At 54.9% G+C, this 25,713-nt stretch carries 25 protein-coding genes; 13 read left to right on the forward strand and 12 right to left on the reverse strand.

The genetic code is table 11. The features are described from left to right. Positions 1–45: 45 nt before the first annotated feature. The 7 genes from AVO41_RS01315 to AVO41_RS01345 form a co-directional block, all read right to left on the reverse strand. A complete protein-coding gene (locus AVO41_RS01315) occupies positions 46–897 on the reverse strand; it encodes a MerR family transcriptional regulator (RefSeq protein ID WP_068581457.1) in 852 nt (283 codons plus the stop codon). Positions 898–994: 97 nt separating this feature from the next. Continuing rightward, on the reverse strand, positions 995–2,449 hold the full coding sequence (locus AVO41_RS01320) for a deoxyribodipyrimidine photo-lyase (protein WP_068581460.1): 1,455 nt from the start codon (positions 2,447–2,449) through the stop codon (positions 995–997). 20 nt (positions 2,450–2,469) lie between these two features. Next, entirely contained in the window at positions 2,470–2,991 is a 522-nt protein-coding gene (locus tag AVO41_RS01325) for a chalcone isomerase family protein (RefSeq protein ID WP_068581463.1), read from the reverse strand. After that, complete coding sequence (locus tag AVO41_RS01330; RefSeq protein WP_068581467.1) at positions 2,988–3,554, reverse strand: DUF3833 domain-containing protein; 567 nt, start codon at positions 3,552–3,554, stop codon at positions 2,988–2,990. The genes AVO41_RS01325 and AVO41_RS01330 overlap by 4 nt, the downstream gene beginning before the upstream one ends. 12 nt (positions 3,555–3,566) lie before the next feature. Continuing rightward, a complete protein-coding gene (locus AVO41_RS01335) occupies positions 3,567–4,784 on the reverse strand; it encodes a cyclopropane-fatty-acyl-phospholipid synthase family protein (protein ID WP_068581470.1) in 1,218 nt (405 codons plus the stop codon). Beyond that, positions 4,753–5,616, reverse strand: a complete 864-nt coding sequence (locus AVO41_RS01340; RefSeq protein WP_068581475.1) for a DUF1365 domain-containing protein — start codon at positions 5,614–5,616, stop codon at positions 4,753–4,755. Before AVO41_RS01340 ends, AVO41_RS01335 begins: the two co-directional genes overlap by 32 nt. After that, on the reverse strand, positions 5,613–7,085 hold the full coding sequence (locus AVO41_RS01345; protein ID WP_082676408.1) for an NAD(P)/FAD-dependent oxidoreductase: 1,473 nt from the start codon (positions 7,083–7,085) through the stop codon (positions 5,613–5,615). The genes AVO41_RS01340 and AVO41_RS01345 overlap by 4 nt, the downstream gene beginning before the upstream one ends. 96 nt (positions 7,086–7,181) lie before the next feature. Here AVO41_RS01345 and AVO41_RS01350 point away from each other — a divergent pair, with 96 nt between their 5' ends. From AVO41_RS01350 to AVO41_RS01360, 3 genes are read left to right on the forward strand one after another with little or no spacing between them, the layout of a single operon-like run. Next, the gene (locus AVO41_RS01350) at positions 7,182–8,009 is read left to right on the forward strand and encodes an SDR family oxidoreductase (protein ID WP_068581478.1); all 828 of its coding nucleotides are present in this window, start codon (positions 7,182–7,184) and stop codon (positions 8,007–8,009) included. Beyond that, positions 8,002–8,541, forward strand: coding sequence for a nuclear transport factor 2 family protein (locus AVO41_RS01355; RefSeq protein WP_068581480.1), 540 nt, complete (start codon positions 8,002–8,004; stop codon positions 8,539–8,541). The genes AVO41_RS01350 and AVO41_RS01355 overlap by 8 nt, the downstream gene beginning before the upstream one ends. Beyond that, positions 8,525–9,832, forward strand: coding sequence for an MFS transporter (locus tag AVO41_RS01360; protein ID WP_068581483.1), 1,308 nt, complete (start codon positions 8,525–8,527; stop codon positions 9,830–9,832). The genes AVO41_RS01355 and AVO41_RS01360 overlap by 17 nt, the downstream gene beginning before the upstream one ends. A 169-nt stretch (positions 9,833–10,001) precedes the next feature. On the opposite strand, the gene AVO41_RS01365 is transcribed toward AVO41_RS01360, so the two are convergent. Further along, the gene (locus AVO41_RS01365; protein ID WP_068581486.1) at positions 10,002–11,315 is read right to left on the reverse strand and encodes a porin; all 1,314 of its coding nucleotides are present in this window, start codon (positions 11,313–11,315) and stop codon (positions 10,002–10,004) included. Between the two features lie 170 nt (positions 11,316–11,485). After that, entirely contained in the window at positions 11,486–11,845 is a 360-nt protein-coding gene (locus AVO41_RS01370; protein ID WP_235584623.1) for a hypothetical protein, read from the reverse strand. Positions 11,846–12,279: 434 nt separating this feature from the next. On the opposite strand from AVO41_RS01370, the gene purU reads away from it, so the two are divergent. From purU to folD, 10 genes are read left to right on the forward strand one after another with little or no spacing between them, the layout of a single operon-like run. Next, a complete protein-coding gene (purU, locus tag AVO41_RS01375) occupies positions 12,280–13,134 on the forward strand; it encodes a formyltetrahydrofolate deformylase (RefSeq protein ID WP_068581488.1) in 855 nt (284 codons plus the stop codon). 12 nt (positions 13,135–13,146) lie between these two features. Beyond that, entirely contained in the window at positions 13,147–14,388 is a 1,242-nt protein-coding gene (locus tag AVO41_RS01380) for an FAD-dependent oxidoreductase (protein ID WP_068581492.1), read from the forward strand. 15 nt (positions 14,389–14,403) lie between these two features. Then, a complete protein-coding gene (locus AVO41_RS01385; RefSeq protein ID WP_068581494.1) occupies positions 14,404–14,667 on the forward strand; it encodes a sarcosine oxidase subunit delta in 264 nt (87 codons plus the stop codon). Continuing rightward, positions 14,664–17,567, forward strand: a complete 2,904-nt coding sequence (locus AVO41_RS01390; RefSeq protein WP_068581500.1) for an FAD-dependent oxidoreductase — start codon at positions 14,664–14,666, stop codon at positions 17,565–17,567. Before AVO41_RS01385 ends, AVO41_RS01390 begins: the two co-directional genes overlap by 4 nt. After that, positions 17,564–18,040, forward strand: a complete 477-nt coding sequence (locus tag AVO41_RS01395) for a hypothetical protein (RefSeq protein ID WP_068581502.1) — start codon at positions 17,564–17,566, stop codon at positions 18,038–18,040. Before AVO41_RS01390 ends, AVO41_RS01395 begins: the two co-directional genes overlap by 4 nt. Positions 18,041–18,042: 2 nt before the next feature. Next, positions 18,043–19,377 (forward strand): type III glutamate--ammonia ligase, encoded by a 1,335-nt coding sequence (glnT, locus tag AVO41_RS01400; RefSeq protein ID WP_068581504.1) that lies wholly within the window; start codon positions 18,043–18,045, stop codon positions 19,375–19,377. 12 nt (positions 19,378–19,389) lie between these two features. Then, positions 19,390–20,289: a glutamine amidotransferase family protein gene (locus AVO41_RS01405; RefSeq protein WP_068581507.1), complete on the forward strand. Its 900-nt coding sequence runs from the start codon at positions 19,390–19,392 to the stop codon at positions 20,287–20,289. 34 nt (positions 20,290–20,323) lie between these two features. Beyond that, complete coding sequence (locus AVO41_RS01410; protein WP_068581510.1) at positions 20,324–20,995, forward strand: protein glxC; 672 nt, start codon at positions 20,324–20,326, stop codon at positions 20,993–20,995. A gap of 28 nt (positions 20,996–21,023) precedes the next feature. Then, on the forward strand, positions 21,024–22,352 hold the full coding sequence (locus AVO41_RS01415) for an FMN-binding glutamate synthase family protein (RefSeq protein ID WP_068581513.1): 1,329 nt from the start codon (positions 21,024–21,026) through the stop codon (positions 22,350–22,352). Next, positions 22,349–23,197: a bifunctional methylenetetrahydrofolate dehydrogenase/methenyltetrahydrofolate cyclohydrolase FolD gene (gene folD, locus AVO41_RS01420; protein ID WP_068581517.1), complete on the forward strand. Its 849-nt coding sequence runs from the start codon at positions 22,349–22,351 to the stop codon at positions 23,195–23,197. The genes AVO41_RS01415 and folD overlap by 4 nt, the downstream gene beginning before the upstream one ends. 127 nt (positions 23,198–23,324) lie before the next feature. Here the strand turns inward: folD and AVO41_RS01425 are convergent, their stop codons facing one another. The 3 genes from AVO41_RS01425 to AVO41_RS01435 all read right to left on the reverse strand — a co-directional run bounded on the left by AVO41_RS01425 (position 23,325) and on the right by AVO41_RS01435 (position 25,537). Next, the gene (locus tag AVO41_RS01425) at positions 23,325–23,765 is read right to left on the reverse strand and encodes a GNAT family N-acetyltransferase (RefSeq protein ID WP_068581521.1); all 441 of its coding nucleotides are present in this window, start codon (positions 23,763–23,765) and stop codon (positions 23,325–23,327) included. A 73-nt stretch (positions 23,766–23,838) separates the two neighbouring features. After that, positions 23,839–25,089, reverse strand: a complete 1,251-nt coding sequence (locus AVO41_RS01430) for an ammonium transporter (protein WP_068581524.1) — start codon at positions 25,087–25,089, stop codon at positions 23,839–23,841. A gap of 109 nt (positions 25,090–25,198) precedes the next feature. Then, entirely contained in the window at positions 25,199–25,537 is a 339-nt protein-coding gene (locus AVO41_RS01435) for a P-II family nitrogen regulator (protein ID WP_068581528.1), read from the reverse strand. Between the last annotated feature and the right edge of the window lie 176 nt (positions 25,538–25,713).

A 25,713-nucleotide genomic window follows, 5' to 3' on the forward strand; every position in this document is an offset into this window, starting at 1 on the left:
ACAGGAACGTTCAGAAAACGTGTTGTCTGCGCTGATTGGTATGAGTTAGGCCGGTATCAGCGGAAAGTGGTGGGCCAGAAGGGCCTGGCTGGCTGAGCCGGGAGACTGGTCGGTGAAGAAATACAGTTCAAAGCTGCCGTGTTTCTGATGCCAGTTGTGCCAGGGGTCAAAGTCACAGCGGCCGCTGGCGTCGACAATGCCCACCCCCATGCATTGCAACGATTGCAGCAAGGTCACCAATGCCCCATCGGGCGTCACAGGTTGGTGTCGAACAATAGGATAATACCCTTTGAGTACCAGTTTGAGTGCGCTGATCAATGCGTACACGGGGGAGGTGTCTGCCTGAAGGCCCAGTAAAATCGGACGGGATGGCTGAGCTGTTGTTTCGCGCAAGGTCAGGTAGAGACGGCTGTAAAGTCGCGGCAACAACGCCGTTTCCCAGAAAATGGACTGATCCGAATCCGCTGTGCTTCCCTCGCTCAGACTGATTTGATGCGTGGTTTCCGCCAGGGTGTTTTGCCAGACCGATTCCGGATAATCGGCAAGCAGTCGGTCAATTAATTGTGACAGCCCCACCACGTCCTGTTCGGCGCAGAGCGCCAGTAATCGCCGGCCCATTTCCGACGGGGTTTTGGGGGTGGTGGTTTCGGGGCGCCGGGATTGCAGCAGGCTTTTCACCCGACCGATGGGAATGCCCTGCTGGGTGAGGCGCACCACTTCCTGCAGCGTATCAATGTTTTCCTGGGTGTAAAGGCGGTGACCGGATTCGGTTCGAATCGGTTCAATCAGACCGTAACGCCGTTCCCATGCACGCAGGGTGATGGCGTTCACACCGGTCAGTCGAGAGACTTCACGAATCGGAAAAAGGGCATTGTCATCAATCGGTTGGCTACTCATGGCGCTATCTTAGTCAATAACCCTGGCAGGGTCAATGAAATCTGTAGAGGGTTGGACAAGTGTTTGTATAGCCCGATCGCTGGGGCATGGAAACCAATCATGATTGAGGCCGCTGTTTCATTTGTTCGACCCTTGCCAGATGCTGTTCGCGGGAGCGGGTTAGGTCAATGCGCGAGGGCGGGTAGGGTACCTCGCCGCTTAATAAATCCGGTTTCGTGTCCATAGGCAGGCGTCGTTGTGGGCCGGGTAATGCCGCCAGTTCCGGGACCCAGCGTGCAATGTATTCCCCCTCGGCGTCGAAACGTTCGCTTTGGCGCACTGGATTGAACAGCCGGTAGTAGGGCGAGGCGTCGACGCCAGAGCCTGCGACCCATTGCCACCCCATGGTGTTGTTGGCGGGATCGGCATCAACCAAAGTGTCGGCAAACCAGGCCGCGCCATCCAGCCAGTGGATGTGAGCATTTTTGGTGAGCCAGGAGGCGGTGAGCATGCGCACCCGATTATGCATCCACCCGGTTTCCCAGAGTTGGCGCATGCCGGCATCAATGATGGGCACACCGGTCTTGCCTTGGCACCAGGCCTGGTAATTTTCCCGGTCCGCTTCCGACAAACTGTCCCAGGGGGGATAAAAGCGTTCAAATTTTGGTTGGAAGGCGTGGTGTTCGCTTTGCGGGAAGTGCCATAAAATGCTGCGGGCAAATTCGCGCCAGGCAAGCTGGCTCATCCAGGTATGAGAGGATGAAGGCAAGGTGTTAACCGCCTGATCAGCGATGAGGTCAAATAGCAGTGCCCGGGGGTGAAGGTGCCCGAAATGCAGCGCCGCAGACAGTCGGCTGGTGCCATCGAGGGCGGGAAAATCGCGCTGGTCTTTGTAATCGGAAAGTGTCTGCGCTCGAAAACGCTGCCATTGTTGCCAGGCCGCCGTTTCGCCAATGTCCCAGTGTTTGAGTATCTTCAAAGCCCATGGGTGCGTCAGAAGCTGTTGCAGCGACTCAGGCAGTGCCCGCGCCGCTTCGGGGGCGGGCAGACAATGCTTGAAAGCGCTGGGGTCTGGAGAAGGCACCGGTTCAAGCTCATCAAAGCGCCCCTGCAGGGATTTAAAAAAAGGGGTATAGACTTTGTAGGGCTTACCGCTTTGGTTGGTCAGGCGCGCGTAGGGCAGCCAGTTTTCGGTTTCAAATGGGGTCAGTGCGGTATGGGTACGACGGCAAACGGCTTCGGCCTGGCGTTGCAGGTGACAAAACGGCGTCCCCGGTTGGAAGGTGTAAAACACATCGTTGATGGCGTGGCGTTCAATCAACTGGTTCAATTGCGATTGAAAAGGGCCTTCAAGCATCCAGAGGTCAGCGCCCAAGTTCTGAAGGTCTGCTTGAAGCCGGGGCAATGCCTGGGCCAGCCAGGCGTTATTGGCGGCGCCGATGGTCTGTTCCGGGTCGTGAAAATACGCCACAATGACCCGGCTGTTGTGTCGCCGGGCACGATCCAGCGCGGCGGCCAAGGCGGGGTGATGCCGAGTGCGCAGTTCGCGTTGCAGCCAAACAAGGGTGGTCATCGTTTTCTCCTGAAATCAGCTCAAGATCCGTCCAAAGGGGCCAGCAGCTCGGCTTTGACATCGGTGGACAAGGCATTGTCTCCCAGCCACAGACTTAAATAGGTGGCTTTGAACCCTGGGGTGCGGTCATGAAAAACCGTACGGCCATTGAGGCGCAGTTGCAAGCCCGCTTCGGGTTGGTGAATCAGTTCGTAGCAGTCTCCGGCGTTGACCGTCTGGTAAGCCGCATGCAGGCGTTCCACCGCCAGACGCTGCTCGGGCGGGAGGTGCTTGGGCAGCCCGGATTCGGCGGCGCGGATAAAATCCGCCGGGGTCAGTTCACGGTGATAGCACAACTCCAGTTTAACGGGCGTCGGATCGCTCAACAAAGTTTGGGCGATGGTTTGTGGACCCACCCAGAGGCGGGCGTCATAGAGATCGATCCACCCCAGCCATTTGGCCGTGCTCTGACCCATTGGCTGCCACAGCGTTTGCCCCCAGACCAGGCCTGGTAAAAAAAGCAGGCCAAAAACCCAGCGTACGAGAAGCGCCCGACGTCTCATGCGCTATCGGCCTTTGCGTGATTCGACTTGCGGAAGAACAAAGTGACCTCTCCTACCTTGAAGCCCCATTTGGTGACCGTGGCGCGGTTGATCAAGGTATGCGCATCCTGCAGGAACATCCAGTCGTCAAACTGCACATGAATGCTACCGTCTTTGTAGGGCAGGTCCAGTGTGTAGGCCCAGTTCAGTGCCGGACCGGCCGCTTTGCCATGTGCCTGGCCGATGACATCGCCTGCGGTGCCGGTGTAGACAAACGGCGCGGTCTCCGTGATTTTCCAGACGCGGGTCTGTTTTTCACCGTCGTCATACACAAAGCGTTCGTCCAGGGTGAGTTGGCGCTGTCCATCCTGCTGGGACACGCTGCCGGTGATGGCCACTTGAAAGCGACGAATCACCTTACCGCTTCGGTCCTGGAACTGTCCCCAGGCCTGAGTGTCGCCTTTAAAATACGCCATGATGTCCAGTTTGGGCGTCTGGCCGGCATAGTGATCGACCGGAACGGCCGAACAGCTGAGCAACAGCCAGGGAAACAGCATCAGTGCTGTGAGTCGTGTCAGTCGCATAAAGGGCCTCCGTTACAAACGTTTTTCCAGTGTGATTTGATACACATTAATGTGTTCGGTCTCAAAGCCGACTCGACAATAGTCCAGATAATAACGCCACAGGCGCTGGAACGCGGCGTCATACCCCAGACTTTCCAGGGTGCGGCTTTGCTGGTTAAAGCGCATGAGCCATTTCTGCAGGGTGTGCGCGTAATCCTGGCCGAAGGCAAACTGGTCAACCACCTCAAATCCGTGATCCATGGCCAGGTGGTGCAGCTGACTCAGACTAGGCAAAAGCCCGCCCGGGAAAATATAGGCCTGGATGAAATCCACCTGGTTCTGATAGCTTTCGGCCTGATCGTCATCAATGGTGATGATCTGCAGGGCCGCTTTGCCATGCGGTTTCAGATTTTTCTGCAACTGGGCAAAGTAGGTTTGCCAGTATTCCTTGCCCACGGCTTCGAACATTTCAATGCTAACAATGTGGTCGTATTGTCCGGTTTCGTGGCGGTAGTCCTGCAGGGCGATTTGTGTGTTTTCTGCCAGGCCTGCCTGTTGCAGACGTTGGTCGGCCCAGCGTTTCTGCTGCTGTGACAGGGTCAGGCCTTTGACCTGATGGCCTCTCTGCGCAGCGATGTCCGCGAACCCGCCCCAACCGCAACCGATTTCCAGAATCTCATCCCCCGGCTGCGCATCAAGCTGGGTCAGCAGACGCTCGTATTTGGCGTTTTGGGCTTCGGCCAGATCCGAGCTTTGGTCGAATAATGCACTGGAATAACTCATGGTTTCATCGAGCCAAAGCTGATAAAAGTCATTGCCCAGATCGTAGTGCGCCGCAATGTTGCGCCGGGCATTGCGCAGGCTGTTATGACGACGGCGGTGACGCCATTTGTGCCAGCGCCCCACGGGCTTGTCGTTGTCCAGAAGGTTGCTCAATGCTTCGCGGTTCTGGTGAGCGAAATGCATCAGATGATACAAAGACGGTGTGTCAATGCTCTGTTCCATGTACGCTTGCGCGAATCCCAGTTCGCCCTGGGTTTTGACCAGCCAGGCAAAGCGCAACATGCGATGAATGGTGAGGTCGGCATGGTGCCCGGACTGCTCACCGCTAAAGCGGTGCGTCTGCCCCATGTAAGACATCGATAAGGTGCCGTGAGTGATCCGGTGAAAGGGCAGTTGCGCCAGCCCTTTGCGAAGCAAACGGGCAGGCAGCAACCATTCAATGGGCGTGGTGAGGTGTTTCAAAAGCATAAGCGTCTCCTTGCGAATGCGCATTGGCCACAGCGTTGCGTGGCGTCATGGGGGAATGGCTGTAAACAATGTGAATCAGGGCCTTGGGCGTTTTATGAAAACGGCCGCCTTTGAACCAGATTTTGAGGGCCCACCAATGGATGCGCCAGAGAGTGCGCAGCGAGTCCAAAGGAAAACGTCGGCGGACCTGACGCAAGGTGGCGTTACTCAAAGGTTGTGCCTTGCTGGCCTGGGTGGCGACCAATGTCGGTTGACCGTTCTCCGATTGGTAAATGCCGAGTTTGTAGACGTCGCCCGGTGGGGAAAAACGAAAACGATAGCGACAGTCCATGCCCAGAAACGGCGACACATGAAACACCTTGTCCGCTTCGGCCTGCAGGCTGCGACGGGATTCAGACAAGAGTGGGCGGCCTTTGTCTGACAGCACATAGTGGTGGTATTGGCCAAAGGTGTTGCTCACCTCGCCAATGATGGCGATCAATCGGTCCTGGGCGTCATAGGCGTACCAAACTGCCAGTGGATTGAACACAATGCCCAGCATCCGCGGCGCACAAACCAGTTCCACGCGCGCGGGCGGCGTCGAGTGCCCGTATTCTTTTAAAAAGGCATCAATCCATTCCCGCCAGCCAACGTCTGGGTTGCGGGCCCCAAAATCACGGGTATAAAGACTGATCCAGTCAAAGCGATTGATGCTGAGCCCCTTCAAAGGCAGCGCCTCGGCGTCAATGCGATCAATGTCGACTTTCAGGTGAAACGCCGGGTAGCGAAAGCGGTAAGTAAAGGGGCGCTTTCGCTCGTGCATGATCTCGCTGAAATACGCCTGGCTGCTCATGGTTTGAGTCCTTGCGGCTCGACCATGGCGGCGGTGGGTTCCTGCCAGTCAAGTCGGCGGGCAGGCTCTGTGGTGGTCGTGGGGTGTGCCTGCCAGTGTGCCTTTTCACCGGGTTCACCCTCTTCCCAGGGAAGCCCTATGCCAAAATGCGTGGCGATGTCGACCGCGCTGCGCAAACCGTCTTCATGAAAGCCGTAACCGGTCCAGGCACCGGCAAACCAGAGGCCGTGCAGTCCCTGAATTTCGCCCAAACGTTTTTGAGCGGCCATGGCAACCTGGCTGAAAACCGGATGATCGTATTCAATGGTTTGAATGACTTTGGCCGGATCGGGCGCTTGCGTTGGGTTGAGGGTGACCAGCAATGGGTGTTGGCTTTCAATGCCTTGCAGACGGTTCATCCAATAGGTGACCGCCACCCGGTCCTCGCGGGCGCCATCCTGACGCAGATAATTCCACGCCGCCCAGGTTTTTTTGCGTTGCGGCATCAGCGCCGTATCCGTGTGCAGGTAGGCTTGATTTTTCTGGTATTCAAACGCTTTCAACAGGCCGAAATCAGGCCGCCATGCCGGGTCCAACATGGTCAGAGACTGGTCGGCGTGCGAGGCCAGAACCACCTGGTCAAAGTATTCGGTTTCGCCACTGAGGCGGGTGACGGCCACCTGATGCGACTCAGGCTTGGGGTGAACACGAGCGATGGGCGTGTTGAGCCGGTGGGTGAACGCCTGTTTTGCCAGGATTTTTTCCACATAGCGGCAACTGCCACCGCAGACCGTCTGCCATTGAGGTCGATCGTTGATGTTGAGCAGACCGTGGTTGTCAAAAAACTGAAGAAAACTGCTGGCCGGGAAATCAAGCATGGTCGCGGTCGGGCAGGACCAGATCGCCGCGGCCATGGGCAGTAAATAATGATTGCGCATTTTCAGAGAAAAACGATGGTGGTCCAGATACTCGCCTAGCGTCCATTGCGCCAGTTGCTGACGATTGAGGCTTAAGTCGCGTTTGGCAATGCGATTGAAGCGCACAATCTCGGTGAGCATGCTCCAGTGACCGGGCGACAACAGATTGCGACGTTGGGCGAACAGGGTGTTGAGATTATCCCCCGAGTATTCGATCTGTCCCTGGTTGATCGAGACCGAAAAACTCATGGTGGTGGCCTGCGTGGCGACATTAAGGTGTCTGAGCATCGCCGTCAGATGAGGATAATTGGGTTCGTTGTACACAATGAATCCGGTGTCGACCGCATGCTGACCAAATTGAGGATGATCCATGTGCACGGTATGCGTATGTCCGCCGGTGTAGTCATTTTTTTCAAACAAGGTCACCTCATGCTGCTGGCTTAAAAACCAGGCACTGGCTAACCCACTGATACCACTGCCGATCACGGCAATGTTCTGGCGATCTTTCTGCGTTTTCGGGGGCGTGGGGAAGGTGTTGGGCATCCCTGGCATCTTGGTTGTATTGCTTTGCATCAAATTCTCCTTTGCCTGATCGACATTCTTTGATAACATTTATACATAAGTTGTACATCAATGCAATCTTTTTTCAATCAACCAACGGGAGGCGGCATGACGCAACCGAATGTTGAACCCGCTGACGCGGCTAAGACTGGCCGTGCATCGGCCAGGCGGGTCTGGGTGGTGGGCGCGAGTACCGGCATCGGGTTGGCACTGACCGCTCGGTTGCTGGCGGGCGGCTTTGCCGTGGTGGCTTCCTCACGACAGGCCACGGACAATCGGGCGCTGCAGGAACTGGATGCGATCTACCCCGGACAGTTGGCGTGCGTGGATCTGGATGTGACACAGCCTGATACGCTGGCGTCAGCCGTTGACCAGGCCTGGTCAAAATTCCAGGGGCTGGACGTGTGGTTTTACAACGTTGGGGTCTATGAGCGGGTATCGTTTCAAAACAGCCGTTTTGAGGATTATGCTCGGATGAACGCAGCCAATTATTTGGGGTGTGTGGCGCTGATGCATGCGTTGCGCCCGCATGTTCTGGCTGGCGAAGGCCCTGTGCGCTGGATTTGGAATCTGAGCATTGCCAATCAGATCGGTTTGCCTTATGGCGGTGGCTACAGTGCCCCAAAAGCCGCGTTGTTGAATCTCGCCGAAGCACTGGCGCCAGAGTTGTATGCGCTGAACGTTCGTCTGCAGGTGGTGAACCACGGCTTTGTCAAAACCCGCCTGACCGCGAAAAACCCATTTCAGATGCCGGCGCTGATGCGTCCCGAGCAGGCGGCCGATCATCTGTATGCATTGATTGACCGGCCCTTTGATCGACCGGGTCGCTTTGAAACCCACTTTCCCAAGCGTTTGACTTGGGTGTTGAAACTGCTTCGCCATCTGCCATACGCCTGGCAACTGGCCTTAACCAAAAAGATGATAGCCCATGACTGATGCCATCCTTGTGACGTCTGAACCCACCATGGAATCCACAATGGAACCTATGAACGCCGCCCCGCCCCCTTCTTTTTTGGATGCGGACAACCTTTACTGCCGTGCCATGTTGGCTTATGTGCATGCCTTTGAGAACCTGACCGCAGCCAGTTTGTTCGATGAACTGATGCCGTTGTTTGCGAGCAATGCCTATTTTGAGGATCCGTTTAATCAGGTCGTGGGGCGAGCGGCGATCAGCGAAATTTTCGAGCATATGTTTGAGCAGACCATCACGCCCCGTTTCGTGGTGATGAATTATGCCTTGAACGGTCAGATTGCGTTTCTGCGCTGGGAAATGAGTTTTTATGACCAGTCGCTCAAAATGCACCGGATTGTGGGCACATCCAAGGTCGCGTTTGATCAAAAAGGGCAAGTGCTGTCCCACGTTGATTACTGGGATACCGGGCGCTATGTGTATCAGAAAGTACCGCTTCTGGGGCGCTTGATCCGTTGGATTAATTCAAAATTAACCCCGCATGCCCCGAAGCGCTGAGGGCTACTTGCGCCGACAGGCGCTTTGGTATGGGCTGCCCGGATTTGTCCTCACTCTGCTGGGCGTGCCTTTGTATGTCTACCTGCCCAATTACCTCCACGAACATTGGGAGGTCGGACTGGGGGTGATCGGCGTGGCTTTGCTGGCGACACGCTTGCTTGACATGCTCACCGATCCGCTGGTCGGCGCCTGGTCCGATCAACGGCAACGGCGCCTGAGTCGGCGCGGGCAAATGTTATTGGGGGCCGGGGTGTTATTGCCGGGCCTGTATGGCTTGTTTTTTCCGGTGGACGCCTGGTTGCAGGCCCAGCCATTCTGGTATCTGTGGGGCGTCGGTAGTGTGACGTTTCTTGGATGGACCCTGATGTCGGTGCCGTATCAGGCGCTGGTCAATGATGCGACCATGGAGTCGTCTGCCAAAACGCAATTGACGCTTTCGCGTGAGGGATTCGGCATTGTGGGGGTGGTGTTTGTGCTGGCCCTGCCGACGCTGCTCTCGGAGGCGCCCACCGCTCAGGTGGTGTTTGAATGGACTTTCTGGACAGTGGGGTTGGCATTAATCGTCTCTTTGCTCGCTCTGAGCCGTCTGCGCCTGCCGGCAGCCAATGTTTCCTCGACGGTGGCCCATTCTGGCTTTGTGTCGTCACTCTCCGATTACCGCCACCTGTGGCATGGCTCTCCTGGCGCTTATCGCTTAATGGGCCCTTATTTTTTGAATAATCTTGCCAATGCGTTTCCGGCGACGCTTTTCTTATTGTTTGTGAATGACGCACTGGCTCTGTCCTCGCAGGCCGGTCTGCTGCTGTTGGTGTATTTTGCCTCTGGCCTGTTGGCCCTGCCTTTCTGGTTGTGGTTGTCTAAGCGTGTGGGCAAGCTGGCGGCCTGGCGCAGCTCCATTCTGCTCGCGGTTATTGGGTTTTTCGGCCTTTACTGGGTGGAATCGGGTGATTTTGAGACCTACCTGCTGGTGTGTGTGGTCACTGGCTTGAGCCTGGGCGCTGACATGGCGCTGCCGGCCTCGCTTCAGGCCGATGTGGTTCAGCGTCTGCGCGAGCAGGGTCAGGATGTGGCCAGCCGCCTGTTTGGCCTTTGGGGGTTTTTGACCAAACTGGCACTGGCGTTGGCGGTGGGGCTAGCTTTACCCTTGTTGGATTTTTTGGGTATTGGTAGTCAAGCAGCCATTGCAACGATAGCCCTCTGGGGGTTTTATGCATTTGTGCCTGTGTTGTTAAAAGTGATCGTCTTAATCTGGCTTATGAAGAGCTTCCAGAAGTGTGTCATTGAAGCCTAATGCTGGATGAGTGTTGGGTAGATGATAAAGAGTGGGGTGGGAAGTTCAGTTAATCCGAAGGGGGCTAAAAGTAGCCCTTGTATGCTGAGTTTAATGTTTGCAAAAACTTGTTTGCAACGAGGCACAGATAGCGCCTCAATGCAAACGGTCAGGATCAGTCAGGGGGCGGTTAGAAAACGGCCGTCAGTTGTAACGTAATCCGGTCATCAATCGAGTCAACAATTTTATTAACGGTGGCATTGGCGTTCGGGGCATCAATGCTTCGAATTTCATAGTTGGCTTTTAATGAGGTTTTTTTGTTGAAGAAATATTGAGCTCCCAGAGCGGTGGTTTCAAAAGTGCGTTCGGCCGCTGCCCCACCTGTTCCTTTGGCGTCTGTTGCACTGTTGAGACGATCATAGCGCACCCCCAGTTCGACATTTTTCATCGGGCGATAGCCAACACTTAAGTAATAGCCATCGGCTTTTTGGTCAGGCAGAACAGAGAAGGTCGCGCCATCGTCAGGTGTTCCAGCCCCACGTGTTCCCCCGAAAATCATTCCGTCAGCAGTCATGTATTCACCTGCCAGACGGTATTTTCCATTAAAAAATGTCGCCCCCACGCCAGTACGGGTTCGATCTTGATCGGTCTCTTTTCCAGGTGCACTGGGTGTGCCGTCGTTGTAGCTCCGTTCGCCGTTATGATGCCATGCGTAAAATTTCATGCCCTTGCGTCTCGGGCCTTTTGATTTGCCAAACACTTTTTCAGTGGAGGCATAAAAATAGGTGTCACGACTCGAATCCTTATCCGTCATCGCTAACCCACTGCCGTTGCCAACCATTACCGCGTAGCTTGTGTCCCACCCTTTCAGATTAAAGGTGTCAAACACTTGTACCCCCATATCACGGAAAGCGCCGACCGGGCCGTTACGTCCCGTGTTCCCACTTTGATAGTCGTATGTTCTTTCCAGCAAAAGGCGGTTGGTTGCATTGGTAAAAACGTTGTAGTTGGCAACGAAAGCGGCTTGTAAAGCCTCTTCTGAACCGGGTGTTTTAAGCAGACCGACTCGGATGCGTGCTCCCGGAATGTGGTTCAAGGTCACACTTGCATCGGTAAGCTGGCCCTGAGATGCGTTTTCTCCAGTGGTGATCCCGTTATTACCGACCTCTGCCAGAATAAAGTAATTGACATTTTTATCCAATGGCAGGTTGTTGCCACGAACCCCCAGGCGCGCGCGTTTGATGTTAAATCCGCTGGCCGTATCCAGTTGAGGGGCCATTTGGTTGAACGCTGCGGGCTTTCCGGCATAGGGCCCGGCTTTGAGTTTGGTGTCTGCGGTATGGTGGTAATCCAATTGCACAAAGCCCCATACCTTCGCTCTGGGGGCTTGATCTGCGCGTTCAGTTCCCTGAAGCATCAGCCAGTTGGTGGCGTGAACGGATGTGGATGCAAAAGTCGCCATCATAGCGAAGGGTAGAACTTTCATGAGTCGCTTTTTTTTCATAACTCTCATCTCCATTGTTAAGAGTGCGTTTTTCATTCGGCGGATGAAATTTTTGCCGTGATTGGACGAAATTAGGGCTTTAAAATTTGATAGCCAGCAAGGTTTAACTGAAGAATGCGCGCAGCACCCGCAGGCACAAGTGATACGCCTTGAGTCAGGTTGGGTTTTTGTCAGAGAATTTTTGTAAATTTTTTCAAGGTGTTGGCACAGCCACTAAAACGGACGCCGGATGCCATCAGGGATTGGATCCGAGAGGTGTTGGCGTTTCCTTCCAGCATTAATCTCATGCCGGGGCCAAAAGCCACGATTTCAAGATCCAGATCTCCAGCATCGTAGTGCTTCATTAAGTTATTGGCGACATTGAGAACCAGTGTTTGCTTGAATGGATCTGGATCACTGATTTGCAACACCACTTTATGGGTAGCAAACGTTTCTGGAATGGGCGGTTCTGCTGCTGCCAATGCATTAAGCGAAAAAAGCATGGACATTGTCATGCCCAGAATTAATAAAAGATGCTTTTTCAATAACATGGATAACTTCCTTGATTGAGTGACTTTACTTATTAACCTCGTACTTTATTAAACCACTAACTTTCATATTACTTTCAGCTTTGTGCAATGTTTATTTATATGCAACTATCTAGTTTTCTAATATTATTAAATAATTATTTTCTTATATGTTAGGTGCATACTGTATGTGCTCTCTGTTCCCGGCTTGAGCAGGGCTCTCCTGAAACGGTCTTAACTTCTTTGCGCATAACCCTCTCTTTGGTCAGTCACAAAATGAATGTACTGATGATGAATCATTGCTTTCATCTTCTCCATCATGACTCATTCTCTGGTCGGTTCTTTTTATGTTTCCTGCTCGTTGCTGTTCACGCTCTTTTACCAAAAAGAAAAAAAAGTTCTTGAAAAGAAAATAAAAGTGGTTAGTATATGAATAAAAGTTTCTCAGGAGGAAAAAAATGGGGGCTCAAAAAGCGTTTGTGTTGACCATTCGGTGTCCCGATCGGGTGGGGATTGTGGCGGCGGTGTCGAGCTATCTGGCTGAATCCGGTTGTTTGATTACCGAGGCCAATCATCATGCCGATCAAGTCCAGGGTCAGTTTTTCATGCGCAATGAAATTGCCGATCTGGATGGGGATCTGGCCGCTTTCAAAGCAGGATTTCAGGCCCTTGCCGACCGGTTTGACATGACCTGGACGCTTAGGCCGAAACAGGACAAAAAGAAAGTCATTATTATGGTCAGCAAGCAGGGGCACTGTCTGGCGGACTTGCTATACCGCTGGAGCAGCGGGGAATTGCCCTTTGAACTGGTGGCGGTGATCTCCAATCATACCGACCAGTCATCGCTGGTGGCCTGGCATGACATTCCTTTTGTTCATATTCCGGTGTCGCCGGACAATAAGCCTCAGGCTTTTGAAGAGATGGTCAATTGGATTGAGCATTACCAGGCCGACACCATTGTGTTGGCGCGCTACATGCAGATTATCCCGCCGGAACTGTGTGAACGTTACCCGGGGCGCATCATTAATATTCATCACAGTTTTCTTCCTTCTTTTATCGGAGCCAAGCCTTATCACCAGGCGTATGAGCGTGGCGTCAAGCTGATCGGGGCCACCTGTCATTATGTGACTCAGGAATTGGATGCCGGGCCCATTATCGAGCAGGATGTGGCGCGCATCAGCCACAGTGAGTCGGCGCCGGAGATGGTGGTAATTGGCAAAGACGTTGAGAAAGCGGTGTTGGCGCGTGGGTTGAAGTACCACCTGGAAGATCGGGTGATCATTTATGGCAACAAAACCGTCGTGTTTGCGTAAAGGGAGAAAGCCATGCCACTGGGATTATTGAAGTATGCCTGGAAAAGCCCGGAGTCGATGCCGCGGTTTTTTCCCGATGAAACGCCGCTGAAAAAACACTATGACGCCGTCATCATCGGTGGCGGCGGCCACGGCATGGCCTGTGCCTATTATTTGGCCAAAGAACATGGTCTGACCAATGTGGCCGTGTTGGAAAAGGGCTACATCGGCGGTGGCAACACCGGGCGCAATACCACCATCGTGCGCTCGAATTATCTGACCTCGGAAGGGGTCGCCTTTTATGATGAAAGCCTGAAACTGTTTGAAGACCTGAGTGACGAATTTGACTTAAATATTTTTTATTCCACGCGTGGTCATTACACCTTGGCGCATTCCGATTCGGCCCTGCACACCATGCGCTGGCGGGCTGAGGTGAATAAATTCCATGGCATTGATAGCGAAGTGGTGGATGCCGCACACGTCAAAAAACATGTGCCTTATATGGACACAAACTGCGGGGGGCATTTGCCGGTGATGGGGGCGCTTTATCACGCGCCGGGGTCGGTGGCCCGTCATGATGCCGTAGCCTGGGGCTATGCTCGCGGCGCCCAATCTTATGGGGTGGAAATCCATCAAAAAACCGCCGTAACCGACATCCGTACCGTCGGTGATCGGGTCACAGGGGTTCAGACCGATCGTGGTTTCATTGAAACGCCTCGCGTGATTTCCATGGTCGCGGGGTCCACTCCGACGGTTGCCGCCATGGTCGGGCTGAAAACCCCCATCGAAATTTTTCCGTTGCAGGCCTGTGTCACTGAGCCGGTGAAACCGTTTATGGACACCATTGTGGTCTCCGGCAGCTTGCATGTGTACGTCAGTCAGTCGTCACGCGGCGAGTTGGTCATGGGGGCCTCGGTGGACCCGGCGCAGCTGCATTCGACCCGGTCGACGCTGGATTTTGTGGAAGGGTTAACCGATCAGATGGTGGACCTGTTTCCGTTCACCAGTCGTCTCAAGATCATGCGCCAGTGGGCGGGCATGAGTGACTTGACCCCCGATTTTGCGCCGATTATGGGCAAAACCCCGATCAAAGGGTTTTATCTGGACGGTGGCTGGGGCACCTGGGGGTTCAAAGCCACACCGGTCAGTGGCAAAACCATGGCGCATACGGTGGCGACTGACGAGACGCATCATTTAATTCAACCATTTTCTCTCGATCGGTTTGAGCGGTTTAATCTGGTGGGTGAAAAGGGTGCGGCGTCGGTCGGACATTAAGGGCAAGGAGAAGCTATGAAATTTGTGGAATGCGCGCCCATCGGTCGCCGTGCTTTGAGTGAATTTGTCTATGCCGGACCGGTCCGAAAAGAGCCTCGAAACGAAACGGTCTCGGACGCGGATTTGTCTGAGTTTCTGTACTACCACTGGAATCAGCCCGCGGTGCAGACCGAATTGTGGCAGCACCGGCCGACGGGCATCTGGTTCTACTTTGAACGCGACACCGCAACCGACCGGATCGAGCGTGTCTATCCGGCAACCAAAGGAGCCGCCCAATGAATCGACGACTTCCGCCCCAGCCTCATGAATGGATTGATCGCACGCGACCTGTGTCTTTTACGCTGGAAGGGCAGACGTTTAAAGGGTTTGACGGCGATGTGATCAGCTCTGCCTTGTGGGCAAACGGCCAGAGCGTTCTAGGGCGCAGTTTCAAATATCACCGTCCCCGTGGCCTGCTGTCAATGGCCGATCATGACATCAATGCCATGTACGACACACCGGAACGACCCAATGTGCGTGGCGACGTCACGCCCATTGAAGCGGGGATGTCGCTGGCACCGGTCAACACCTTTGGCACCCTGGCAAAGGACAAGGGGGCCTGGCTGCAGACTGTGAGCCGCTTTCTGCCGGTCGGGTTTTATTATCAGACATTTCATAAACCCAAGGCGCTGTTTCCATTTTGGGAAAAGATCATCCGGCGCATGGCGGGGTTGGGCCAAGTCAATACGGATTGGCCAGCTGAACGCAGCGTGAAACGCTATCACCATACTGATGTCGCCATCATTGGTGCCGGAGTCGCGGGCTTGAGTGCCGCCAAAGAAGCGATGAATGCAGGGCTGGACGTGCTGTTGGTGGATGAAAATCCACACATCGGCGGATCGCTGGACACCCATTATCCATTTGATGAACACGCCGATGGGTTGCGCGAAAGCGTTCAGGCGCTTGAAGCCTCGCCGAACTTGACGGTTATGACCCGCAGTTACGCTGTGGGCTATTACGGCGATCACTGGCTGGGGGTTAAAACCCCATCAGGCCTGGTCAAAGTTTCTGCCAAATCCGTGGTGGTTGCCACCGGCGTGTTTGAGCAGCCGGGGGTGTTTCGAAACAACGATTTGCCGGGTGTGATGAATGCCAGCGGCGCCGAGCGATTGGTGGCCCGATATGGCGTGGCACCTTGTCGCGTGGGCGTGGTACTGAGCGCTAACCCCGAGGGCGTGCAAGCCGCCTTGAATATGATTCGGGCAGGCGTGACCGTCAAGGCGCTGCTGCACACCGGGCGATTGAGCGCTGATGTGCGTGCCAGCCTGACCGAAGTTGGCGTGCATGTGTACGAAGGGGTTGAATCCCCCGAAGCCCTGGGTAAACAAACCTTGCAGGGCGTGCAATTTGAGGCCGGTTCACAGACCCATCAGCTCGAATGCGACGGGCTGATGATGAGCTTTGGCTGGGCCCCGGCCGGTGCTTTACTGTATCAGGCTGGTGCACGCTTTTCATACAGTGAGTCCCTGGCTCAGTTATTGCCGGTGACCTTGCCTGAAGGTGTGTTTGCCTGCGGCCGGATCAATGGCGTCTTTGATTTGCAAGACAAAGCACAGGATGGCGCCCGTGCCGGGCGCCAGGCCGCCCTTTTTGCCAAAGGCCAGCCGTTGGACCCAGGCATTGACGAGGCGGGCTTTCGGGCAAAACAAGCGCACTCCCATCCTTATCCGATCTGGTCCCACCCCAAAGGCAAAAACTTTGTGGACATGGATGAAGACATTCAGCTCAAAGACTTGAAAGCCGCCATTGCTCAGGGGTTTGATAACGTGGAATTGCTCAAACGCTATTCCACCTTGGGCATGGGCCCCAGCCAGGGCAAACACAGCAATATGAACGGCATTCGCATTCTGGCGCGGCTGACTCAGAAAACAATCGTTCAGGCAGGATCGACCACCGCACGACCAATGTTTCATCCGGTGCCTGTGGCGGATTTGGCGGGGCAGCGTTTTCGCCCGCGCCGACAGACGCCGATGCATGACTGGCATGCGACGCATCAGGCTCAGTGGATGGAAACCGGCCCCTGGTATCGGCCCGAATACTATGCCACCGAATCGGATGCGACCGCCTCGATTGACGCGGAAATCGACGCGGTTCGCCGCAAGGTTGGCCTGATCGATGTGTCCACGCTTGGCAAGCTGACGATTTTCGGCCCGGATGCGGCGGAGTTCATGGACCGGGCCTACACCATGCGCATGGCCAACATGAAAGTGGGCACCACCCGCTATGGATTGATGGTGGATGACAGCGGCGTGGTGATTGATGACGGCGTCGTGGTGCGCTTTGATGAGGAAACTTTTTATGTGACCACCACCTCAACCGGCTCGGATCAGGCGTATCAGCTTTTGACGCGCAAAGTGATCGAATGGGGCCTGGACGTCATCGTTCTGAACCGGACCGGACAGCTGGCGGCGATGAATCTGGCGGGTCCTTTCAGTCAGGCACTGTTGCAGGAGGTGGTCACCCAGCCGGATTTTGATCTGTCATTGACAGGCTTTCCTTATCTGGCGGCGCGTGAAACCGAGGTCTGCGGTTGTGCGGTGACGTTGGTTCGGGTCGGGTTTGTGGGCGAGCTGGGGTATGAAATTCACTGCCAGCAGGCCGATGCCCTGACGATCTGGCAAGGCCTGTTTGCAAAAGGCGAGCGTTATGGGTTGCGTCCTTTCGGTGTGGAAGCGCAAAGACAATTGCGCCTGGAAAAAGGACACATCATTGTCGGGCAGGACACTGACGGCTTGACCCATCCGTTTGAGGCCAGCCTGAAGTGGGCGGTGCATTTCAAGAAACCGTATTTTATCGGTCGTTCGGCCTTGCAGCGGCACAAAGCGCGAACGCAGCGCCAACTGGTCGGCTTCGAGCTGCCTTTGCATCAGCCATTGCCGGAGGTGTCCAACCTGGTGATTGCAGGCGGGCAGATTCGAGGCCGCGTGACCAGTGTCGGGCGCAGCCGAACGCTGAATAAAATTGTGGGCCTGGCCATGGTGGATGTCGACTGGTTGCAAAACGCAACCCTTTTGCCGATCCGGTTGAGTCACGGTCCGTCGGTTGAAGCCAAACGGGTCAGCTTGCCGTTTTATGATGCGCAGGGCGAGCGCCAGAACCAGCCATTGTCTTTGGACGAACCACAGGAGGCGAACCAATGAGCGCCCTGACGATGCAGCCCCTACCCAAATTCACGATGTGGCACCTTAAAGACCCCGAGGTCGAAGCGGTCATGGCGAAGGCATTGCCCGATTCGCTGGCTCTGTTTACTTATCAGATTCTGGCGGATGAGTCGCTGGTCGCACGTCTTGGCAGAGATGAATTTCTGGCCTGGGGGCCACAGGCTGAACCACTGATATCAAATGATTCGATTCGTGCATTCCAAAGGGGGGATGCGGTGTTTGAACTGTCTGGAGATTGGCGGGCACTGTTGGCGGAGATCTGTATTCACGATTTCCGACAGACCAGGCCTGGTGATTTTCTGATGACAACCGCGGCAGGGGTCAATGTATGGCTATTGATTCCGGATGCGCAGGCGCCCCTTTGGCTTGGATGCGATCCAACCTATGAGGTGTATCTGCATTCGGTGCTTGAGCGACATACCCGATCCCTTACCAGCAAACAAGGAGTGTAAGGATGACACTGGAAGAAGCTCAAACTTTTCTGGAAACGCACCAGGTGAAATACATTTTAGCCCAGTTTGTGGACATTCACGGCGTCGCCAAAACCAAATCGGTGCCGGCCAGTTGCCTGAGTTCGATTGCGGACGAAGGCGCTGGTTTTGCCGGCTTTGCCGTCTGGGGGCTGGGCATGGAACCGCACAATGCAGACTACATGGCCAAAGCCGATTTAAGTACGTTGACGTTGATTCCCTGGCAGCCCGGTTATGCCCGCGTGGCCTGTACGGGTCATGTGAATGACGAACCGTATGAAATGGACACGCGTCACATCATGCTCAAGCAGATTGAGCGTTTGAGCCAAAAAGGCTGGACGCTCAATACCGGGATTGAGCCGGAATTTAGTTTGCTTAAGCGCAGCGAAAGCGGGCATCTGGTACCGTATGACGACACCGATACCCTGGACAAGCCCTGTTATGACTACAAAGGGTTGTCGCGTTCGCGTGCCTTTCTGGAAAAATTCGTCGATTCGTTGCAGCAGGTCGGGTTTGATGTTTATCAGATTGATCACGAGGACGCCAACGGCCAGTTTGAAATCAACTACACCTATTCGGATGCCAAAACGTCGGCCGATCGCATTACCTTTGTGCGCATGGCGGGCAGTGAAATCGCCAACGAAATGGGCATGATCTGCTCGTTTATGCCCAAACCCAATGCCAATCGGACTGGCAATGGCTTTCACTTTCATCTGTCGATCACCGATGAGGCCGGCAACAACCTGTTTAAAGATGACTCAGACAAGAATGGGATGGGGTTATCGGAACTGGCGTATCACTTTCTGGGCGGCTTGATTCATCACGCCAAAGCCTTGTGTGCCTTTGCCGCACCCACGGTCAATTCCTACAAACGTCTGGTGGTGGGGCGGTCTCTGTCAGGGGCCACCTGGGCGCCAGCGTTTATAAGCTACGGCGACAACAACCGTTCAGCCATGGTTCGCGTGCCTTATGGCCGTTTGGAGTTTCGTTTGCCCGATACCGGCAGCAATCCGTATCTGGTGACCGCCGCCATCATTGCGGCCGGACTCGACGGTGTGGAAAAACGGCTGGATCCGGGCGAACCGCACAACATCAATCATTACAACCTGTCGTTTGAAGCGCTCAAGGAAAAAAAGATTGAGACCTTACCTCAATCCTTGTCCGAAGCGCTGGATGAACTCGAAGCCGATCCGCTGTTTGAGCAACAGTTTGGACAACGTTTTCTGAAAGAATTCATCGACATCAAGCGAATGGAATGGGTCGAATACCAGCGCCACGTCTCGGACTGGGAGCTGGATCGTTACGCGGAATATTTTTAAAGGAGCCTTAATATGTGTGGGATCGTCGGGTTATACCTGAAAAACAAAGCGCTGGAAGGGCAACTGGGTCAGTTGTTCGAGCCCATGCTGGTGTCGATGACCGGACGTGGGCCGGACAGTGCCGGGTTTGCCATTTATGGTGACGAAGTGCCAGAAGGCATGATCAAAGTGACCTTGCAACATGCCAATGAGCACTATCCCTGGCATGACCTGGCCAACGAACTGGAACAGGCTCTGGAAACCGATGTGTCGGTACTGCACAACGCCAATGCCGCGGTGCTCAAGCTTGAAGCGCAGGAAGACGCGGTCAGAGCGGTGATCACTGCATTTGACCCAACCGTTCGGGTGATGAGTGTGGGCCGTTCGATCGAAATCCTCAAGTCGGTGGGTCTGCCGCAGACCATTGCCGACAAATTCACTCTGTCCGGCATGAAAGGCTCACACATCGTCGGGCACACACGCATGGCGACTGAAAGTGGGGTCAGTATGGAAGGCTCGCATCCTTTCTCGACCGGTTTGGATTTGTGCCTGGTGCATAACGGCTCTTTGTCCAACCATAACCGACTGCGTGAGGCGCTGAAAAAAGAAGGCATCGTGTTTGAGACCGAGAATGACTCCGAAGTCGCCGCCGGTTACCTGACCTGGCGCCTGCGAGCAGGCGACAGTCTGCAGCAAGCGCTGGAAAACGCATTGGATGCTTTGGATGGGTTCTTTACGTTTACCGTGGGCACCAAAGATGGGTTTGCGGTGGTCCGTGATCCCATTGCGTGTAAGCCAGCGGTGATGGCCGAAACCGACGATTATGTGGCGATGGCCTCTGAATACCATGCGTTGGCGTCTCTGCCCGGGATTGAGCATGCCCGGCTCTGGGAGCCGGATCCGGGCAAAGTGTATTTCTGGGGTCGGGATTAACCGTTTAGACAGGCGATGAGTAAGAGAGGTTGCCATGAAATTTGATTTGAAAAAAGACAGTGTCCGAGCGGTCAACCAGGCGTTGCACGACTTGGCGCAGCCCGCCGATGTCAGCGTGGATCACATCAGTGGGGACCACAATCTGGCGGTGGGCCTGAACCGGCCGCACAAAGTGACGCTGAATGGTCACGCCGGGTATTACTGTGCGGGCATGAACCAGCAGGCCGAGGTCACCGTCCACGGCAATGTGGGCCAGGGGGTCGCGGAAAATATGATGTCGGGCAAGGTGCATGTGTTTGGCAATGCCAGTCAGTCGGCGGGTGCCACCGCACATGGCGGCCTGCTCGTGATTGAGGGCGACGCCGCGGCACGCTGCGGGATCTCCATGAAAGGCGTCGATATTGTGGTCAAAGGCTCGGTGGGCCATATGAGTGCATTCATGGGGCAGGCCGGGGCGCTGGTCGTGTGCGGCGATGCTGGCGATGCGCTGGGCGATTCGCTGTATGAAGCTCATATTTATGTCAAAGGTTCGGTGGCCTCGCTCGGCGCGGATTGCGTTGAAAAATCGATGCGTGCCGAACACCTGGAAGAATTGACTCGCCTGTTGGAAGCGGCAGGCAGTGATGAGGATCCCGCCGATTTCAAACGCTATGGTTCGGCGCGTGAGCTCTATAACTTCAAGGTTGATAACGTCGGCGCTTACTGAGCGCGAACCCGAATTTAAGGAGTCTATTATGACCATGAAAAATCCAGGCATGATTGAATCGGCCACGTTTAACCGGGATGTGATCCACGAGATTCAAAGAGCCGCCGACACCGGCATTTACGACATCCGGGGCTTTGGTGCCAAGCGCCATGTGCCTCACTTTGATGATTTGCTGTTTTTGGGGGCGAGCATGTCGCGGTATCCGTTGGAAGGCTACCGCGAAAAATGCGGCACCGACGTGACGCTGGGCACACGCTTCGCCAAAAACCCCATCAAACTGGACACAGTGGTGACCATTGCCGGTATGAGTTTTGGTGCCTTGTCGGCCAATGCCAAAGAAGCGTTGGGGCGCGGCGCTAACATTGCCGGCACCTCGACCACCACTGGCGATGGCGGCATGACGCCGGAAGAACGCAAAACCTCCAAAACCCTGGTGTATCAGTATCTGCCATCGCGCTATGGCATGAACCCGGATGACCTGCGCAAAGCCGATGCGATCGAAGTGGTGTTGGGCCAGGGTGCCAAACCCGGCGGGGGCGGGATGCTTTTGGGTCAGAAAATCACCGACCGCGTGGCGCAGATGCGCACCCTGCCCAAAGGCATTGACCAGCGCAGTGCCTGTCGTCATCCTGACTGGACCGGGCCGGATGATCTGGCCATCAAAATCGAAGAACTGCGCGAAATCACCGACTGGCAGGTACCGATCTACATCAAGGTCGGGGCCACTCGCACCTATTATGATGTCAAGCTGGCGGTCAAAGCGGGGGCGGACGTGATTGTGGTCGATGGCATGCAGGGCGGCACCGCCGCAACTCAGGACGTGTTCATCGAGCATGTGGGTATTCCCACCATGGCCGCGATTCCTCAGGCGGTGAAAGCACTTCAGGAAATGGACATGCACCGCAAAGTGCAATTGATTGTGTCCGGCGGGATTCGCAGCGGCGCCGATGTCGCCAAATGCATGGCGCTGGGCGCGGATGCGGTGGCGATTGGCACCGCGGCACTGGTTGCGCTCGGTTGTAATCATCCCAAATGGGACGCCGATTACCAGAAGATTGGTTCGGCCGCCGGGTTTTATGACGACTACCACGAAGGCAAATGCCCGGCGGGGATTTCGACTCAGGATGAGGGTCTGGCCGCCCGTCTTGACCCGGAAGATGGCGGACGGCGCTTGGCGAATTATCTGAACGTTTTGACGTTGGAGGCACAAACCCTGGCCCGCGCCTGTGGTAAGTCGCACCTGCACAATCTGGAGCCGGAAGATCTGGTTGCCCTCAATGTCGAGGCCGCCGCCATGGCAGGTGTGCCTCTGGCTGGCACCAGCTGGATCCCCGGTCGGGAGAGCGCTTCCTCATGACCGCAACCCGACTGGACGGCAAACAGGTTGCGCAAACCATCCGCCAGCGCATCAAGCAAGGCGTCGATCAGCGGCGTGAAAAAGGCCTGAAATTACCAGGCCTGGCTGTGGTGCTCGTGGGCGATGACCCCGCTTCCAGTGTGTACGTCAACAACAAAAAAAAGGCGTGTGAAGCCGTTGGCTTTGTCTCCAAATCCCATCATCTGCCCGCTGACACCTCTGAGACGGATCTGCTGGCTTTGATTCAGACCTTGAATCAGGATGTCGCCATTGATGGCATTCTGGTACAACTGCCTTTGCCCCAACACATTGACCCGGAAACGGTGATCGAAGCGATTGACCCCGACAAGGATGTGGACGGATTTCATCCCTATAACATCGGTCGTCTGACTGTGCGAATGCCCACGCTGCGTCCCTGCACGCCTTATGGCTGCATGACGCTGCTGGAAAATTATGGCGTGACGGTGAAAGGCAAACATGCTGTGATTGTCGGGGCGTCCAATATTGTGGGGCGCCCCATGTCGCTGGAACTGTTGCTGGCGGGGGCCACCACCACGGTCTGTCACCGTTTCACGCAAAACTTACAGACCCTGGTGGGCATGGCCGATATTCTGGTAACGGCGGTGGGCAAACCGGGGTTTATTCCCGCAGACTGGATCAAGCCTGACGCGGTGGTGCTGGACGTTGGCATCAACCGACTGGAAGACGGCACACTGGCCGGTGACGTGGCTCCCGAGGCTGCGGACGTGGCCCGTTATGTGTCCCCGGTGCCCGGCGGCGTCGGCCCCATGACAATTGCCACGCTGCTTTCGAACACCCTCCAGGCGTGTGAAGCACGCACTTAACCTTCCTGTTGTTTCATCGACCTGACCGCATCGGCGCCTAACCAGGCCAGAATGATGCGGTCGTTTTCTTTTGGTTGCAAACGCTTTTTCTTTCCTTGCTTTTGCACAGATTCATCAGCCTGATGGATCAGATATTCTTGGAATAAACGCCCAGTTTTGCAGGGTGGAACCCCTGTGCTGGATAAAAGTGAATCGCGGGCAGATTGTCCGGGTCGTAAACCAGCTGCATGCGATTGCATCCCGCTTGTTTGCACCAATCCGTTAGGGTTTTAACCAGGCCTGTTGCGATGCCTTGGCGTTGGCAGTCCGGTGTCACGACAATGTCTTCCAGCCAGGCCGATTTGGCACCACTGGCGGTTGAATACACCCACTGAGCTGTCCCCATGCCCACCACACGACCGGCTTTGGTGGCCACCATCGCGCAGGCATTGGGGGCGTCGATGATCGCTTGCAAGGCCACTCTGTGGCGGGCTGGGTCAAAGGTAAAGGCCGCTTCAATCGAAAACAGCCTTTGCAGCAACGCAATCATTTCGTTCACATCGTCCAGGGTTGCGTGTCGATACGTCATAAAAATGCCCTCTGAATTACGGATATAAAAAAGGCCGCACGGGGCGGCCTTAAAAGGTTGGCTTGCGCCGAGATTATTTCTGATCGAACTCAGGATAGGCTTCCATCCCACATTCTTTCTGGTCGAGGCCTTCGAGCTCTTCCTCTTCGGTTGGGCGCAGTCCGATCAGCTTGTCGATGATGAACAACACAACCAAAGAGGCGATGAACATCCAGGCGAAGGTTGCGACGGTACCGATCAACTGACCCATGAAGGTCGCGGCAGAGTTACTGAACAGAACGGCAAAGATCCCCCAGATACCGGCGGTCCCGTGTACAGAGATCGCACCCACTGGGTCGTCCAGTCGCATTTTGTCCATAAAGATGACGGACATCACAACAATCAGACCACCTACGGCGCCAATGATAATGGCCAGGCCTGGTGTAGGGGCCAAAGGTTCAGCGGTAATCGAGACCAGACCGGCCAACGCACCGTTAATTACCATGGTCAAATCGGTCTTGCCGAACTTGAATTTGCTCAACAGGGCTGCGGCGATCATACCGGCTGCCGCGGCGGCATTGGTGTTAACGAAAATAGTGGCAACCGCATTGGCTTCATCCACGTTCGCAACTTTCAGTTCCGAACCACCGTTAAAGCCGAACCAGCCCATCCACAGGATAAACATACCCAAAGTGGCCATTGGCAGGTTGGCACCAGGGATCGCACGGACTTCACCGTTCGGGCCATAGCGTCCCATACGGGGACCGACTAGGATGACGGCAGCCAAGGCAGCGGCGGCACCGGCCATGTGAACCACAACGGACCCGGCAAAATCCTGGAACCCAAGCTGGTCCAGCCAGCCGCCGCCCCATTTCCAGAAGCCTTCCATCGGATAGATGAAACCGGCCATGAACACCGCAAAAATCAAAAACGGCCACAGCTTCATGCGCTCGGCAATGGCCCCGGATACGATCGACATGGTCGCTGCCGCAAACACCGCCTGGAAGATAAAGTCTGACATCGCTGAGTAATAAGGCGCGCCGTCACCACCGGCCATCACGGCTTCAGCTGTGTTATCGGCACCCAGCATGAACGACAGATTAGGCAGGTAAGCGCTGATCGGATCGCCCGGGTACATGACGTTGTAGCCTACAATCAAGTAAGCGGTACAGGCCACACTGTAAAGCAGTGCGTTTTTGGTGAGAATTTCCACCGTGTTTTTGCTTCGGACCAGACCGGCTTCCAACATGGCAAAGCCAGCGGCCATCCACATCACAAAGACCGCACTGACCAAAAAGTAGAACGTATCCAGTGCGTAGGATAGTTGTAATAAATTTCCGTCCATTGATATGACTCCAGAATGTTATCTAAAAAAGTTTCAGGCCATGTTCAAAAGAAACAACCTAATAAGATTCGGCCATGCGAGCGCCAATCTTTTCAGGTTATTGCTCTGACTACAGCGCCTCGTCCCCTTGTTCGTTGGTTCGAACCCGGATGGCATTTTCGACCGGCAGCACGAAAATTTTTCCATCGCCGATTTTGCCCGTCTGAGTTTCCCGAACAATGCATTGAATGACATCGTCCAGTGCTTCGTCTTTGACCACGAGTTCAATCATGACTTTGGGAATAAACGCGATTTCGTATTCAGCGCCCCGATAGATTTCGGTTTGCCCTTTTTGACGACCATAGCCTTTCACTTCGTAAGATGTCAGTCCGTAGGAGCCCAGGTCAGCCAGGCATTCGCGTACATCTGAAAGTTTGTGAGGGGCAATGACCGCTTTCACCAGTTTCATAAGCGACCTCCAAAAATATATATAAAGTGAAGCCCTGCCACCTGTCGCCAGACAATAGGGCTTCGTGGTATGGAACAAATACCGGCAAATGCTTAGAAAGTTTCGTGCCAATAAAAAAAGTTTCTTTTATTGGCGATAGATAGGGTAAGAAGCGATCAGAGGTTGGTTAAATGAAA

Source organism: Thiomicrospira sp. WB1 (assembly GCF_001507535.1).
Lineage (GTDB): Bacteria > Pseudomonadota > Gammaproteobacteria > Thiomicrospirales > Thiomicrospiraceae > Hydrogenovibrio.